Annotated in this window: 13 protein-coding genes and 1 pseudogene; 10 read left to right on the forward strand and 4 right to left on the reverse strand. The window is 59.6% G+C overall.

Translation table 11 applies throughout. The features are described from left to right. Positions 1 to 128: 128 nt before the first annotated feature. Together F0169_RS03615 and F0169_RS03620 are read right to left on the reverse strand one after the other, a co-directional pair. Complete coding sequence (locus F0169_RS03615) at positions 129 to 935, reverse strand: hypothetical protein (protein ID WP_152745594.1); 807 nt, start codon at positions 933 to 935, stop codon at positions 129 to 131. Between the two features lie 99 nt (positions 936 to 1,034). Next, positions 1,035 to 1,997 (reverse strand): alpha/beta hydrolase, encoded by a 963-nt coding sequence (locus F0169_RS03620; RefSeq protein ID WP_152745596.1) that lies wholly within the window; start codon positions 1,995 to 1,997, stop codon positions 1,035 to 1,037. Positions 1,998 to 2,140: 143 nt separating this feature from the next. Between F0169_RS03620 and aroC the strand changes: the two genes are divergently transcribed. The 4 genes from aroC to F0169_RS03640 all read left to right on the forward strand — a co-directional run bounded on the left by aroC (position 2,141) and on the right by F0169_RS03640 (position 5,505). Next, entirely contained in the window at positions 2,141 to 3,232 is a 1,092-nt protein-coding gene (gene aroC / locus F0169_RS03625; protein WP_152745598.1) for a chorismate synthase, read from the forward strand. Positions 3,233 to 3,335: 103 nt separating this feature from the next. Beyond that, complete coding sequence (locus F0169_RS03630; protein ID WP_152745603.1) at positions 3,336 to 4,499, forward strand: MFS transporter; 1,164 nt, start codon at positions 3,336 to 3,338, stop codon at positions 4,497 to 4,499. Beyond that, entirely contained in the window at positions 4,496 to 5,026 is a 531-nt protein-coding gene (locus tag F0169_RS03635) for an acireductone dioxygenase (RefSeq protein ID WP_152745600.1), read from the forward strand. Before F0169_RS03630 ends, F0169_RS03635 begins: the two co-directional genes overlap by 4 nt. 209 nt (positions 5,027 to 5,235) lie before the next feature. Beyond that, positions 5,236 to 5,505, forward strand: a complete 270-nt coding sequence (locus tag F0169_RS03640; protein ID WP_058414204.1) for a response regulator transcription factor — start codon at positions 5,236 to 5,238, stop codon at positions 5,503 to 5,505. Between the two features lie 76 nt (positions 5,506 to 5,581). Here the strand turns inward: F0169_RS03640 and F0169_RS03645 are convergent, their stop codons facing one another. Then, a complete protein-coding gene (locus F0169_RS03645; protein ID WP_048721059.1) occupies positions 5,582 to 5,860 on the reverse strand; it encodes a DUF3509 domain-containing protein in 279 nt (92 codons plus the stop codon). Between the two features lie 396 nt (positions 5,861 to 6,256). Here F0169_RS03645 and F0169_RS03650 point away from each other — a divergent pair, with 396 nt between their 5' ends. The 5 genes from F0169_RS03650 to F0169_RS03670 all read left to right on the forward strand — a co-directional run bounded on the left by F0169_RS03650 (position 6,257) and on the right by F0169_RS03670 (position 12,017). Continuing rightward, positions 6,257 to 8,083 (forward strand): long-chain-acyl-CoA synthetase, encoded by a 1,827-nt coding sequence (locus F0169_RS03650; protein ID WP_152745601.1) that lies wholly within the window; start codon positions 6,257 to 6,259, stop codon positions 8,081 to 8,083. Between the two features lie 109 nt (positions 8,084 to 8,192). Then, positions 8,193 to 8,708: an ankyrin repeat domain-containing protein gene (locus F0169_RS03655; protein WP_058414202.1), complete on the forward strand. Its 516-nt coding sequence runs from the start codon at positions 8,193 to 8,195 to the stop codon at positions 8,706 to 8,708. Positions 8,709 to 8,749: 41 nt separating this feature from the next. Continuing rightward, the gene (locus F0169_RS03660; RefSeq protein WP_058414201.1) at positions 8,750 to 9,280 is read left to right on the forward strand and encodes a hypothetical protein; all 531 of its coding nucleotides are present in this window, start codon (positions 8,750 to 8,752) and stop codon (positions 9,278 to 9,280) included. Between the two features lie 68 nt (positions 9,281 to 9,348). Further along, positions 9,349 to 9,540 carry a PLDc N-terminal domain-containing protein gene (locus tag F0169_RS03665; RefSeq protein ID WP_003172956.1) on the forward strand — a complete coding sequence of 64 codons (192 nt, stop codon included), beginning with the start codon at positions 9,349 to 9,351 and terminating at the stop codon, positions 9,538 to 9,540. Positions 9,541 to 9,929: 389 nt separating this feature from the next. Then, a complete protein-coding gene (locus F0169_RS03670; RefSeq protein ID WP_122249549.1) occupies positions 9,930 to 12,017 on the forward strand; it encodes an LTA synthase family protein in 2,088 nt (695 codons plus the stop codon). Between the two features lie 51 nt (positions 12,018 to 12,068). Here F0169_RS03670 and F0169_RS03675 read toward each other — a convergent pair whose 3' ends face one another. Further along, positions 12,069 to 12,221 carry a DUF3309 family protein gene (locus tag F0169_RS03675; RefSeq protein ID WP_015885095.1) on the reverse strand — a complete coding sequence of 51 codons (153 nt, stop codon included), beginning with the start codon at positions 12,219 to 12,221 and terminating at the stop codon, positions 12,069 to 12,071. 331 nt (positions 12,222 to 12,552) lie between these two features. Between F0169_RS03675 and F0169_RS03680 the strand changes: the two are divergent. After that, positions 12,553 to 13,367: pseudogene (locus tag F0169_RS03680) on the forward strand (SDR family oxidoreductase). Positions 13,368 to 13,521: the final 154 nt, after the last annotated feature.

The following is a 13,521-nucleotide window of genomic DNA, read 5'->3' on the forward strand; positions in this document are numbered from 1 at the left end:
CGGTCAAATGTGGGAGCGGGCTTGCTCGCGATAGCGTTGTGTCAGGTAGATATTTTTCAATTGATACACTGCAATCGCGAGCAAGCCCGCTCCCACAAAAGCCCGTTTGATCCAAGGTCAATCGCCGCTTACCGATGCGTCGCAATCCAGATCAACAAGCCCGCCTGAAACACGGTAAACGCCACCAAACAGGTAATGGTAAAGCGCAGGCCGGTGTCCTCGCGCTTGAATTTGGTGACTTTTTCCTCTTCCTTGCGCAGCTTTACTTCGTGCTCCGCCAGGTTATGCTCGGCCTGTTGCAGCATCTGCGCAGCTTCCAGAATCTCGACGAACTGCACCTTCTCGGTGTTCCAACTGTCCAGCACATCGCCGACTCTGCCTGGCTGCACTTTACCCTTAAGGTGCTGCACATCGGCGTAGGCCACATCAAAACCGTGGATACGCAGAAAGTGGTCGCGACGCAGGCGGGTCGCTTCGTTCAGCGCGTCCTTGTTGGATAAGTCCACGCCGTCGACGCGGTAGTCCGACCACTTCTTTTTCGCCCACGCGGCGGCTTGGGCTACCAGGAAACGGCCGATTCCCCGGTTGGCCGGTTCGATTTCCAGGCTGGTACCCGGACCGAAATGCACGCGGCGGTCATCGTGATCGACCCAGATGTCCAGGTGGTTCTGCTCGCGGCGCACGCGCTGGCCCGGCAACTGGATGATCATGCGCAACAGGCTGTGGTGTTTATCGTGCCGCTCGGCATAACCGAATTGCACAAACCGCAACGGTCGCACGCCGGTGGCGCGGTCTGTGGCCAGTGGTGCCAGGCGCAGCATCTTGAAGTGTTCAGCGTGCACGTCCGCCCACGGCAGGGCTGGGGCCTCAACGGCTTCGGCGTTTTCGGCCGGGGTGTCGGCACTCTGTTCGGGTAATGCTTGTGTGGTTGTCATGCGCTGCGATCCTGTCCAAGCCCTGCGGGTCGGCAGTCTTTTTACTGTCGACCCTGGGCTTATCGGCCGCTTTTTCCAGGACTGGAGGCAACTAGTCGTTTAACGCGGTTGAAGCCCTTGGATAAAACGCACGATGCGCTCGCCCAGCTCGGCGGCGAGCGGGAGTTTCGGGTCGTTGTAGGACTCCAACTGCTCCTTCACGTCTTTGGGCACGATGCGCATGACATGGTTCATGCCTTCGATCACGGTCAGCTCTGCGTCGGGCTTGGCGTTTTTCAGCTGCCGGGCATCTGCGACGCCCACTTGAATATCGTGGGTGCCCTGGATGATCAGCGCGGGCATGTTCAGTTTGGCGAAGGCGGCCGACGGATCGGCGCGAAACAGGCTGATCAGATAAGGCTGTACGCTCGGTCGGAAAATACCCTCCAGCGGCCGCGGCACATCGGCATCCACTTGGCCGGCCTTGAGGTGGTCGAGTATTTCATTGCTGCGCAGCAACAGGGCAGGGGGCAGATGGTCGGCCAGTTGCTGGCGGATCACCTGGTCTACCGGGCGCGCGCTGCCGGACAGGGAAATAACGCCTGCGGGATCAAGTTGCGGCGCGGCAAGTGCAGCGACCAGCGCGCCTTCGCTGTGGCCCAGCACGATCAGCGGGCCCAGGCGTTTGTCGGTTTTGAGCTGCTTGCCCCAGGCCACCGCGTCAGCCACGTAGGCGTCCAGGGTCAGGTTGCGTTCGTCGGGGGTGGCGGCGAGGCTGGCGGCCACGCCGCGCTTGTCATAGCGCACGCTGGCGATGTTGTGCCGCGCCAGTACCCAGGCCAGGCGCTTGAGGCTGTCGTTGCGCGCGCCGTCGGCACTGTTGCCGTTGCGGTCGGTAGGGCCGGAACCGGCAATGATCAACACCACGGGCACTGGCGCGTCGGACTTGGGCAATAACAGCGAGCCAAACAGCTCGCCGCTGCCGGTGTCGAGGCTGATCGGTCGTTGCAGCACGACGGGGGAGGCGGCGAAGCCAAGGCTGGAAAACAGAGTGAGGGTCAAAAGCAGAACTCGCAGCATCATCGCGCCATCATTGGGGAGGTGCCGGTTGGACCAACGTCTACCGGTAAGGTTTCGAGGATGAACTAGTCGGTTAGCCTGCGTATACTGCCCGCCTTAAGTTATTACGGTTGACTTGATTCAACTGATTTCACGGAGCGCCCTGCATGTCCGGCAATACCTTCGGCAAGCTGTTCACAGTCACCACCGCCGGCGAAAGCCATGGCGCGGCGTTGGTCGCCATTGTCGACGGCTGCCCGCCAGGCCTTGAGCTGTGCCTGGAAGACCTGCAGCGTGACCTTGACCGCCGCAAGCCCGGCACCAGCCGCCACACCACTCAGCGCCAGGAACCCGACGAAGTCGAGATAGTCTCCGGTGTGTTCGAGGGCCGCACCACCGGTTGCGCCATCGGCCTGCTGATTCGCAACACCGACCAGAAGTCCAAGGACTACTCGGCGATCAAGGACCTGTTCCGCCCGGCCCACGCCGATTACACCTACCATCACAAATACGGCGAGCGCGATTACCGTGGCGGTGGCCGCAGCTCGGCCCGCGAAACCGCAATGCGCGTGGCCGCCGGTGCGATTGCCAAGAAATACCTGGCGACCCAGGGCATCGTCGTTCGTGGCTATATGAGCCAACTCGGCCCGATCGAAATTCCGTTCAAAACGTGGGACAGCGTCGACGACAATGCGTTTTTCAGCCCCGACCCCGATAAAGTGCCGGAGCTGGAAGCCTACATGGACCAGTTGCGCCGCGATCAGGACTCCGTGGGCGCCAAGATCACCGTGGTCGCCGAGGGCGTCAAACCGGGCCTGGGCGAGCCGATCTTCGACCGCCTCGACGCCGAACTCGCGCATGCCTTGATGAGCATCAACGCGGTGAAAGGCGTGGAAATCGGCGCCGGTTTCGCCTGTGTTTCGCAGCGCGGCACCGAACACCGCGATGAACTCACGCCGCAGGGTTTTCTCAGCAACAACGCGGGCGGCATCCTCGGCGGCATTTCTTCCGGCCAGCCGATTGTTGCGCACCTGGCGTTGAAAGCCACGTCGAGCATCACCACCCCGGGCCGTTCGATCGACATACACGGCAACCCGGCCGAGGTGATCACCAAGGGTCGTCACGACCCGTGCGTGGGCATCCGTGCCACACCGATTGCCGAGGCGATGATGGCCATCGTGCTGATGGACCACCTGCTGCGCAACCGTGGGCAAAACGCCGATGTGCGCGTAACCACCCCGGTGCTGGGCCAACTGTGACCGCATGCGGCAAGCAAGCTCCCAGTGACGAGCGCGCGTGTTGTGGCGAGCGGGCTTGCTGGCGTTGGGCCGCGCAGCGGACCCCTGCAACCCCACACTTATGCTGACTCCAGCCCTCCCATACTGGCGCCTCTGCAGCTTCTACCTGTTCTACTTCGCCCTGCTGGGGGCGACCGCGCCATTCCTGGCGCTGTACTTCAACCACCTCGGGTTCTCCAGCGCGCGCATCGGCGAGCTGGTGGCCATCCCCATGTTGATGCGCTGCGTGGCGCCGAACCTGTGGGGCTGGCTCGGCGACTACACCGGTCGGCGCCTGGCCATCGTACGGTTTGGCGCGGTGTGCACCCTGGCCAGCTTTTCGCTGATATTCGTCAGCAAAACCTACGCCTGGCTGGCCTTGGTGATGGCGCTGCATGCGTTCTTCTGGCACGCCGTATTGCCGCAGTTTGAAGTGATCACACTGGCCCATCTGCAAAAAAACACCGCACGCTACAGCCAGCTCCGGCTGTGGGGTTCCATCGGTTTTATCCTCACCGTAGTGATCATGGGGCGTGTGTTCGACGGGTTGAGCCTGGACATTTACCCGGTGGTGGTCGTGGTGATCATGGCCGGTATTATTGGCGCGAGCCTGTGGGTGCCGAACGCGCAGCCCGCCACCCACGGCAATCGTCTGGCGGGCGAGGGGTTCCTCACGCAACTGCGCAGCCCCGGGGTGTTGGCGTTTTATGCCTGCGTGGCGCTGATGCAACTGAGTCATGGCCCGTATTACACGTTCCTCACGCTGCACCTCGAACATTTGGGCTACAGCCGTGGCGTCATCGGCATGCTCTGGGCCTTGGGCGTGGTGGCGGAAGTGCTGATGTTCCTGGCGATGAGCCGCATCCTTGCGCGCTTTTCAGTGCGACGGGTGTTGCTGGCAAGCTTCTTGTTGGCGGCGGTACGCTGGCTGCTGCTGGGTTCATTTGCCGAGGTGTTCTGGGTGCTGCTGCTGTCCCAGCTCATGCACGCTGCCACCTTTGGCAGCTTTCATGCAGCGGCGGTTGCCTTTGTGCAACGCAGTTTCGGCGCGCGACAGCAAGGCCAGGGCCAGGCGTTATACGCCGCCCTGTCCGGTACGGGGGGCGCGCTGGGCGCCTTGTATTCGGGTTATAGCTGGAACCTGCTGGGCCCGACGCTGACCTTCAGCATTGCGAGCATTGCGGCGCTGGCAGCCGCCGTTATCATTGGCCTTCGATTGCAAGCGCCGAACCAAGGAACCGTGCAATGAGTTATGTCGCTGTTTACCACGTCGCCACACCCGCTACCCCAAACAAGGTGTTGACCCACTTCGGCGACATCGCCGCCACCCTGGCCGAACTCGGCGTGCGGTTTGAGCGCTGGCAGCCCAGCCCCATCGAGCAGGGCGCCAGCGACGCTGAAATGATCGCGGCGTACCAACCGCAAATCGACGCCCTCGGCTACGCTGGCGCACAGGTGCTCAGTTTGACGGGCGACCCTGCGCGCAACGCTGAATTGCGCGCCAGGTTGCTCAAGGCGTGCCGCTACAGCGAAGACAACGTGCAGTTTTTTATCGCCGGCCAAGGCCTGTTCTCGTTGCACGTCGGTGAGTACGTGTACGCCGTACGCTGTGAGAAAAATGACTTGTTGGTGATTCCGGCGGGCATGCCGCATTGGTTTGATATGGGTGAGAACCCCCATGTGGTGGTAATGCGTCTGTTCAATACTGCCGAAGGCTGTGAGCCAGCGTTCAGCGGCGACGGTATTGCTGCCAATTTCCCAAGGTTGGACGATTAAGCATTCATATCTGACTGTTTAACCGCAGCACGCTGGAAATTGCTGTGGGAATAAACCCAATTCTCTGTAAGGCGCAGCTGTTTATTCTGCGCCTTATGCTTTCATCTCCGGGGTTATGTAACTCTCTCCAATCCCGATGTTTATATCGCCTGTCAATGGGAAGAATCCGAAGGGTGGTAGGGATACGTTAATAAAAAGGAGAGAGATTAATGAGTGGCCCAGAGGACTTGTGCTGTACGCAGGCTGCGGTGCCCATGGCGGTTAGACGGCGCCTGAGCTTACGCGGCAAACGCCTCACACCGACCGAGCTGGAAGTTCTGCGCTGGGCCTCAGAGGGCAAGACCGTCTGGGAAATCAGCCAGATTCGCGCCATTTCCGAGGCCACGGTGAAATTCCATCTGCGTAACATCTATGGCAAGTTGGAAGTCAGCAACCGTGTACAGGCGATGAATGAAGCGGCCCGCCAGGGCATTTGCTGAACGCATAAAAAAAGGGCCGCGACGCTTAACGGCGTCGCGGCCCTTTTTATGTCTGGCAGCTTTTTACATCCGGCACTTATGCCGAATGGTAAGTCGGCAGGGCAAAGCGGTTCTGGCTTTGCAGCATCGAAATCTGCGGCAGGTCACTGGCTTGTTCGGCCAGGTCGCGACGAATCGCGCTGATCACCCACGTCAGTTGATCGGCAGTGTGCAGCTGTTGGTACGAAATCGAGCGCTTGACCTGCTTGCCTTCGCTATTGCGCAGGGTCAGCAGGATACCGCCGTCGGGGCGTGGCTGAGTGGTGACATCGTATTGGGAAAATACAGAAGCGAATTTATCTTGGATCAGGCTCATGTCTATCAGCTCCGTTGGCTCAAGTTGGCAAGCATGGAGTGATAGGTGCAGTGATTGTGCCAGTATTGGGTGTTCGAAAAAATCGTTATAAATCAATAACTTAAAAATATTCACGAAATTCACTTTCGTGCAATTTGCATGAAAGGCCATCGTGCGTCCTGCATTTTGCGCTATCTAACCCGGGCATTTCAGGGTTCGCTTACTGATAAAGACTGTTCACACGCCGCAAAATTCCCTGAGTACAGCGTGTGGGGCCGGGATACAAAACTTTTCAAATCCTGCGTGTACAGCCGAAGAACGGCAGGCGTATTTTCCAGCAAGGCATTCGCGCCGCCTTGGCGTCAACGCTGCGGTTGTTCTGGATCAGACAAAGAATAAGAAAAAGGACGTTCCGCCATGAGTCATCAGCAAGACGACATGATCACGTGGGGCAAGATGCTGCGTAAGGTGCCGGCGATTGTTCGGGCGCTGCCGCGTGTGGTGCGCGGCATGCGCACGGCCAATGTAACCGACCCACGGCAGCCCTGCGGCCTTGGTTGGCAGTTTGAACAGGCGGCGCTGCGCAACCCCGAGGGCGCGGCGATTTTGTACGGCGACAGCGTGCTCAGCTACCGCCAAGCCAACCAGCGTGCCAACCGCATCGCCGATTACCTGCAGGGCCAAGGCATCGGCAAGGGGGATGTGGTCGCGCTGTTTATCGAAAACCGCCCCGAGCTGCTGCTGAGCGTGCTGGCGGTGGCCAAGTTGGGCGGCATCTGCGCCATGCTCAACACCTCGCAAACCCAGGCGGCGCTGGTGCACAGCGTGAACCTGGTGAAGCCGGTGGCGATGGTGGTGGGTGCAGAATTGCTAGACGCTCACGCGGCAGTGCGCAACCACGTCGCGATCACCGCGGACAGAACCTGGTATGTCGCCGATCAACAGAGCGGCAGGCTGCCCGAGGGTTATATCGACCTGATGGCCGCGAGTGCCGACGGCTCGGTGGAAAACCCCGCCAGCACCGGGCAAGTCTTTTTCAACGACGCGTGCTTCTATATCTACACGTCCGGCACCACGGGCTTGCCCAAGGCCGGCATCATGAAGCACGGACGCTGGACCAAAACTGCGGTCAGCTTCGCCAGCATTGCCTTGAACATGGGCCCGCAAGATGTGCTGTATTGCACCTTGCCGCTGTACCACGCCACCGGGTTGTGTGTGTGCTGGGGCTCGGCGATTGTCGGGGCGTCCGGGTTCGCTATTCGGCGAAAATTCAGCGCCAGCCAGTTCTGGGAGGATGCGCGAAAATTCAACGCGACCACCTTGGGTTACGTCGGTGAATTGTGCCGCTACCTGCTCGATCAGCCAGCCGGCGCGCTGGACCGCGATAACCGTGTGACCAAGATGGTCGGCAATGGCCTGCGCCCCGGTGTGTGGGCGCAGTTCAAGCAGCGCTACGGGGTTGAGCATGTGTGCGAACTGTATGCTGCCAGCGACGGCAATATCGGCTTTACCAATGTGCTGAACTTCGACAACACCATCGGCTTTTGCCTGCAGCAGTGGGCGCTGGTGGACTACTCCCACGAAGGCGGTGAGCCCACACGTGATGGCGATGGTTTTATGCGCAAGGTGCAAACGGGCGGGCAGGGGCTGCTATTGGCCAAAATTGACGAAAAATCGCCGTTTGACGGCTACACCGAGCCGGAAAAGAACCGCAAGGTGGTGCTCACGGACGTGTTCGAGAAGGGTGATCGTTATTTCAATACCGGCGACCTGTTGCGCAGTATTGGCTTTGGCCACGCGCAATTTGTTGATCGCCTCGGCGATACCTACCGCTGGAAGGGCGAAAACGTCTCCACCACTGAAGTCGAGAACGTCTTGCTGCAGCACCCGCAGATCGCCGAAGTGGTGGCTTACGGCGTCGAGATCGACAACACCAATGGCCGCGCGGGCATGGTCGCCATCACCCCGAGTGAATCCCTGGCGTGCCTGGATATGCGTGAGCTGCTGCAGTTCGCTCACGGCCGGTTACCGCACTACGCCGTGCCGCTGTTCCTGCGGATCAAGGTGAAAATGGACACCACCGGCACGTTCAAATACCAGAAGGTACGGCTCAAGGAGGAAGCGTTCGACCCGCACAAGGCTGGCACTGACCCGGTCTACGCGTGGCTGCCGGGCGCTGACTGCTATGTACCGGTCACCGGCGAACTGTTGGCGCAGATCCAGGGCGGGCAGTTTCGCTATTGATTGTGGTTATGCTCACTTTTGGCAAAAAAGTCATGACAGCAGGGAACTCCGTCGCGACACTGGGCGCCTTATCCAGTACTTAAAGCAGCACCCCACAAGGAGCCTCCACATGCCAGACCAGCCTAAACAAATGACCGAAGACGAAGCCGCAGCGTTTGCCGAGCAGGTCTTCGATGTGGCGCGCAAAGGCGACGCCGCCATGCTCGCCGCGTTGCTGGCCAAAGGCTTGCCGCCTAACCTGCGTAATCATAACGGCGATACGTTGTTGATGCTGTCGGCCTACCACGGCCACGTCGACGCGGTGAAAGTGCTGCTGGAATCCAAGGCCGATCCGCTGATCGCCAATGACAAGAACCAATTGCCGATGGCCGGTGCGGCGTTCAAAGGCAACCTGCCGGTGGTCAAGGCGCTGATCGAAGGCGGCGCGCCAGTAGACGCAGCCTCCTCGGACGGCCGTACAGCCTTGATGATGGCGGCAATGTTCAACCGTGTCGAAATGCTTGAGTACTTGCTCGGTCAGGGCGCCAACCCCAAGGCCACCGACGCGCAGGGTGCCACCGCACTGGCGGCGGCGCAGACCATGGGGGCCATGGACACGGCGGCGCACTTGCAGAAACTGGTGTAGGCTACGCGCCCTTTAAAACCAGCCCACCACAGGATCTCCCCATGAAAGCCGCACTCGTCGAACTCATCAGCAAAATCAGCGCCGGCGTGATGAGCGCAGACGAGGTGGCGCGCATCGCCGAAGAAGCGGCGCAGGCCTACGCTGACCCTGCGGCATTCCTGGCAGCGAACCCGGACATCAACTACGACGACTCCTTCCCGATCACGCTGGGTGAGTGGGTAGTGGTGGGCAGCTTGCCGGATACCGTGTTGTTTCAGGCCGACACCTATGGCGATTTGTTTGCGCAGATCGTCGCGTCGTTCGGCGCGGGCGTGGCGTTCAACCTCAAGCCCAAGCAGTTGGCCAAAACCGAGGACCTCACCGCGCTCAACCGTATCCAGATCCAGATGAGTGCCCTCAGCCCGGAAGATGGCGGGTATGTGCTGCTTAATTTCAGCCAGTTGCTCGATGACGAGATACAGGCCGTGTTGGTCTACGGTAATGACCTGCCCCGCGTGCTTGAATTGTGTGCCGAGGTCGGCATCAAGGCTGAACCTTCCCTCGAAGCGCTGCGCATCGCCCTACACGTCTGAAATAAAACGGAACCCCTGCCAGGGCTGGCTATCCTACAAGTTGCATGACCTCACTTAGGAGCGACACCATGGGTTCAACGTTTAATGGTCTGATTGGCCTGATCATCCTCGCGCTGGATATTTGGGCGATCATAAATGTGTTCAAAAGCGGCGCAAGCACCGGTGCCAAAGTGCTGTGGATTCTGCTGATCCTGTTGCTGCCGGTGCTGGGCCTGATCATCTGGGCAATCGCCGGGCCGCGCGGTAACGTGCGGATATAACCGCTGACTCAATGTGGGAGGGGGCTTGCTCCCGATAGCGGTGTGACAGTCACTTGTTTAATGACTAAGACACCGCCATCGGGAGCAAGCCCCCTCCCACATTTGCTTTATGTGCGCTCAGAAAATTTGTGTTTCGAAATATTCGCTGCACACAATTTTCACATCTTATCCAAGACAATTCCCCGGCTTTATGGCTCCCCCTCACGCCCTGTTTCCCACGCCACTAAAGGTGGGTCAGCGGCGCACGTTGAGTAATTAATAGCGTTGATGCCGTTGATCGGGCACCATTTGCGCCACCGCGTTAACCGCCTGCCCCAGCCAGCCTGGGCGAGGGTCGGACGCAACTGCATTATTTCGCAACTTAAACTTCCAATGGGTCCTGAAACGACATGGCAAACCCGGACGCCCTGAGTCAGCAGCGAGCTTCTAATCGCCTGCTGCAACCGACCGTCAAATCCCATCTGGCGTACACGCTGCTCTGCGCACTGGTCATGATGGTGATGTTCTCCCTGCTGCGCCTGGCGCTGCTGGCCTACAACCGCGAGATGATCCTCGACACACCGGCCTCAACCTTCCTGGAAGCCTTCGGCAACGGCCTGCGCCTGGACATTCGCCTGGTGATGTACGTGCTGGTCCCGCTGCTGCTGGCGTTGTTCAGCGTTCGGGCCATGGCGGCGCGCGGGTTCTTCCGTTTGTGGCTGACCGTCGCGTCGAGCATTGCGCTGTTCCTGGGCCTGATGGAGATGGACTTCTATCGTGAGTTCCACCAGCGCCTCAACGGCCTGGTCTTCCAGTATGTGAAAGAAGACCCGAAAACCGTGATGAGCATGCTCTGGTATGGTTTCCCGGTGGTGCGCTACCTGCTGGCCTGGGCCGTGGGCACGTTGATTCTGAGCATCGCCTTCAAGGGCGCCGACCGTGCGACGCGCCCACGCGGGCCGTTCAGCGGCGGCACCGTCGGCACGCGCCAAGTGGCGCCGTGGTACACCCGCATCGCGGTGTTCGTGGTCTGCCTGTTGGTCGCCGTGGTTGCCATCCGTGGCACCTTGCGCCAGGGCCCGCCGCTGCGTTGGGGTGATGTTTACACCACCGATTCGAACTTCGCCAACCAGTTGGGCTTGAACGGCACCCTGTCGCTGATCGCTGCGGCCAAGTCGCGCTTCTCCGAAGACCGCTCGAACATCTGGAAAGCCACCCTGGAGCAACCGCTGGCCACCCAGACCGTGCGTGACATGCTGTTGCTTCCGCAAGAAAAGCTGGTGGATGCCGACACTGCCGCCGTGCGCCGTGACTACACGCCGCCGGCCGAGAAAACCCTGCCGATCAAGAACGTCGTCGTGATCCTGATGGAAAGCTTCGCCGGGCACTCGGTGGGCGCCTTGGGTCGCCCCGGCAATATCACGCCGGCCTTCGACAAGTTGTCCAAGGAAGGTTTGCTGTTCGACCGCTTTTTCTCCAACGGCACCCACACCCACCAGGGTATGTTTGCCACCATGGCCTGCTTCCCGAACCTGCCGGGCTTCGAATACCTGATGCAAACCCCGGAAGGCAGCCACAAGCTGTCGGGCCTGCCGCAGTTGCTCAGCGCGCGCAAGTTTGACGACGTGTATGTCTACAATGGCGACTTCGCCTGGGACAACCAGTCGGGCTTCTTCAGCAACCAGGGCATGACCAACTTCATCGGGCGTAATGACTTCGTTAACCCGGTGTTCTCCGACCCGACGTGGGGCGTGTCCGACCAGGACATGTTCAACCGTGGCCTCGAAGAACTGAAGGCCCGTGAAGGCGGCAAGCCGTTCTACGCACTCCTGCAAACCCTCTCCAACCACACGCCGTACGCGTTGCCGACGCCATTGCCGGTTGAGAAAGTCACCGACCGTGGCAGCCTCAACGAGCATTTGACGGCCATGCGTTACTCCGACTGGGCGCTGGGCCAGTTCTTTGAAAAAGCCCGTAAAGAGCCGTACTTCAAAGAGACCCTGTTCGTGGTTGTGGGTGACCACGGCTTCGGTAACGAGCAGCAGATCACCGAGATGGACCTGGGCCGCTTCAACGTGCCGATGCTGATGATTGCACCGGGCATGCAAGAGAAGTTCGGCCAGCGTGACCACACCGTGGGTACGCAGATCGACATCGTGCCAACCATCATGGGCCGCCTGGGCGGCGATACCTTGCACCAGTGCTGGGGCCGTGACCTGCTCAACCTGCCGGAAGGCGACAAGGGCTTTGGCGTGATCAAGCCGTCGGGCAGCGACCAGACCGTAGCGCTGGTCACAGATGACCGCGTGCTGGTATTGCCGAAGGAAATGCCGCCCAAGCTGTGGTCCTACGAACTGGGCGCTAACCCGACCGGTAAGTTAATTTCCGAGTCGCCGGACGAAGCGGCGTTGAAGCAGAAACTCGATTCGTTCCTGCAGACGGCCACCAAGAGCCTGTTGGATAACACTGCCGGTGTAGTTGACGGCAAGCCGGACTAACTAACCGACGAAAAAAAAGAGGCCATTAAGGCCTCTTTTTTTGTCCGGCTTTTATATCCGGCCGAGCAACAACAGCACCAGCAGCACCACCAGCACAACGCCGAGGATACCCGACGGGCCATAGCCCCAGTTACGCGAGTGCGGGAACACCGGCAGGCCGCCGACCAGCAGCAGGATGAGGATGATGATTAGAATGAGGCTCATGTTTTATTTCCTTATAGGCCTTCTTCAAGGACCGGTTATTTAACGTTGGGACCGCACACTGTAAATGCGAGCGCGTTAACAACTCCGACTGTACGATCTGGTAAAAAATTCCGTGATTTTTTAAAGCATTTCGCAAACATGTTTATTTCTTTTAACCCGTTGGCACTTAGCACACGTTAGTTGAGAAATATTGAACTTACGCGTTAAGTCGTCCTCGCACCCGGCCTTGGGTTTGCTCAAGGCATTCATCAATTGGATGGTGCGTGGGTGCGGTAAAAACCTTCGCTACACTGCGGATCACTTCTACTGTGAACCACAAGGCTACTGTCCTATGCAAAATCGCATGATGATCACCGGCGCCGGTCCGGCCTGGGTCGCGAAATCGCGCTGCGCTGGGCCCGCGAGGGTTGGCAGTTGGCCTTGTCGGACGTGAGCGAGGCGGGCTTGCAGGAAACCCTCAAGCGCGTACGCGAGGCGGGTGGCGACGGCTTTACCCAGCGCTGCGATGTGCGCGACTACAGCCAGCTCACCGCTTTTGCCCAAGCGTGCGAGGTGAAGCTGGGGGGCATTGATGTGATCGTCAACAATGCAGGGGTTGCGTCGGGTGGCTTCTTCGCCGAATTGTCCCTGGAAGACTGGGACTGGCAGATCGCGATCAACTTGATGGGCGTGGTTAAAGGCTGCAAGGCGTTTCTGCCGCTGCTGGAAAAGAGCAAGGGCCGGATTATCAACATCGCCTCAATGGCGGCGCTGATGCAGGGCCCTGCGATGAGCAATTACAACGTGGCCAAGGCGGGCGTGGTGGCGTTGTCCGAGAGTTTGCTGGTGGAACTCAAGCAGCAGGCAGTCGGCGTGCATGTGGTGTGCCCGTCGTTTTTTCAGACCAATTTGCTCGACTCGTTTCGCGGGCCTACACCAGCGATGAAAGCGCAGGTGGGTAAGTTGCTGGAGAGTTCGCCGATCACGGCGGCGGACATCGCTGACTATATTTACCAGCGGGTGGCAGCGGGCGAGTTTATGATTTTGCCGCATGAACAGGGGCGAATGGCGTGGGCATTGAAGCAGAAGAACCCGCAGTTGTTGTATGACGAAATGACGGTGATGGCCGACAAGATGCGGGCCAAGGCGCAGACGGTTAAGGCGTAGTGTGGGGGCGCGTCTCAGATCAAAAGCAGATCAAAAGCAACAGCACGGCGGCCTGAAAGCCGACCTGAGTGGTTGAAGCGGATCAAATGCGGCTTTGCATACGCTTTGCATACACAGCAGATCTGCTTTTGCATTTTGTGGGAGGGGCTTGCTC

The sequence above is a fragment of the Pseudomonas kitaguniensis genome, from assembly GCF_009296165.1.
GTDB classification, from domain to species: Bacteria; Pseudomonadota; Gammaproteobacteria; order Pseudomonadales; family Pseudomonadaceae; genus Aquipseudomonas; species Aquipseudomonas kitaguniensis.

Coding starts and splice junctions, on each gene's coding strand:
- F0169_RS03645 (WP_048721059.1), bottom strand. CDS start 5,860: ATGAGCCTGATCCAAGATAAATTCGCTTCTGTATTTTCCCAATACGAT.
- F0169_RS03650 (WP_152745601.1), top strand. CDS start 6,257: ATGAGTCATCAGCAAGACGACATGATCACGTGGGGCAAGATGCTGCGT.
- F0169_RS03660 (WP_058414201.1), top strand. CDS start 8,750: ATGAAAGCCGCACTCGTCGAACTCATCAGCAAAATCAGCGCCGGCGTG.
- F0169_RS03620 (WP_152745596.1), bottom strand. CDS start 1,997: ATGATGCTGCGAGTTCTGCTTTTGACCCTCACTCTGTTTTCCAGCCTT.
- F0169_RS03665 (WP_003172956.1), top strand. CDS start 9,349: ATGGGTTCAACGTTTAATGGTCTGATTGGCCTGATCATCCTCGCGCTG.
- F0169_RS03615 (WP_152745594.1), bottom strand. CDS start 935: ATGACAACCACACAAGCATTACCCGAACAGAGTGCCGACACCCCGGCC.
- F0169_RS03640 (WP_058414204.1), top strand. CDS start 5,236: ATGAGTGGCCCAGAGGACTTGTGCTGTACGCAGGCTGCGGTGCCCATG.
- F0169_RS03675 (WP_015885095.1), bottom strand. CDS start 12,221: ATGAGCCTCATTCTAATCATCATCCTCATCCTGCTGCTGGTCGGCGGC.
- F0169_RS03670 (WP_122249549.1), top strand. CDS start 9,930: ATGGCAAACCCGGACGCCCTGAGTCAGCAGCGAGCTTCTAATCGCCTG.
- F0169_RS03635 (WP_152745600.1), top strand. CDS start 4,496: ATGAGTTATGTCGCTGTTTACCACGTCGCCACACCCGCTACCCCAAAC.
- F0169_RS03655 (WP_058414202.1), top strand. CDS start 8,193: ATGCCAGACCAGCCTAAACAAATGACCGAAGACGAAGCCGCAGCGTTT.
- aroC (WP_152745598.1), top strand. CDS start 2,141: ATGTCCGGCAATACCTTCGGCAAGCTGTTCACAGTCACCACCGCCGGC.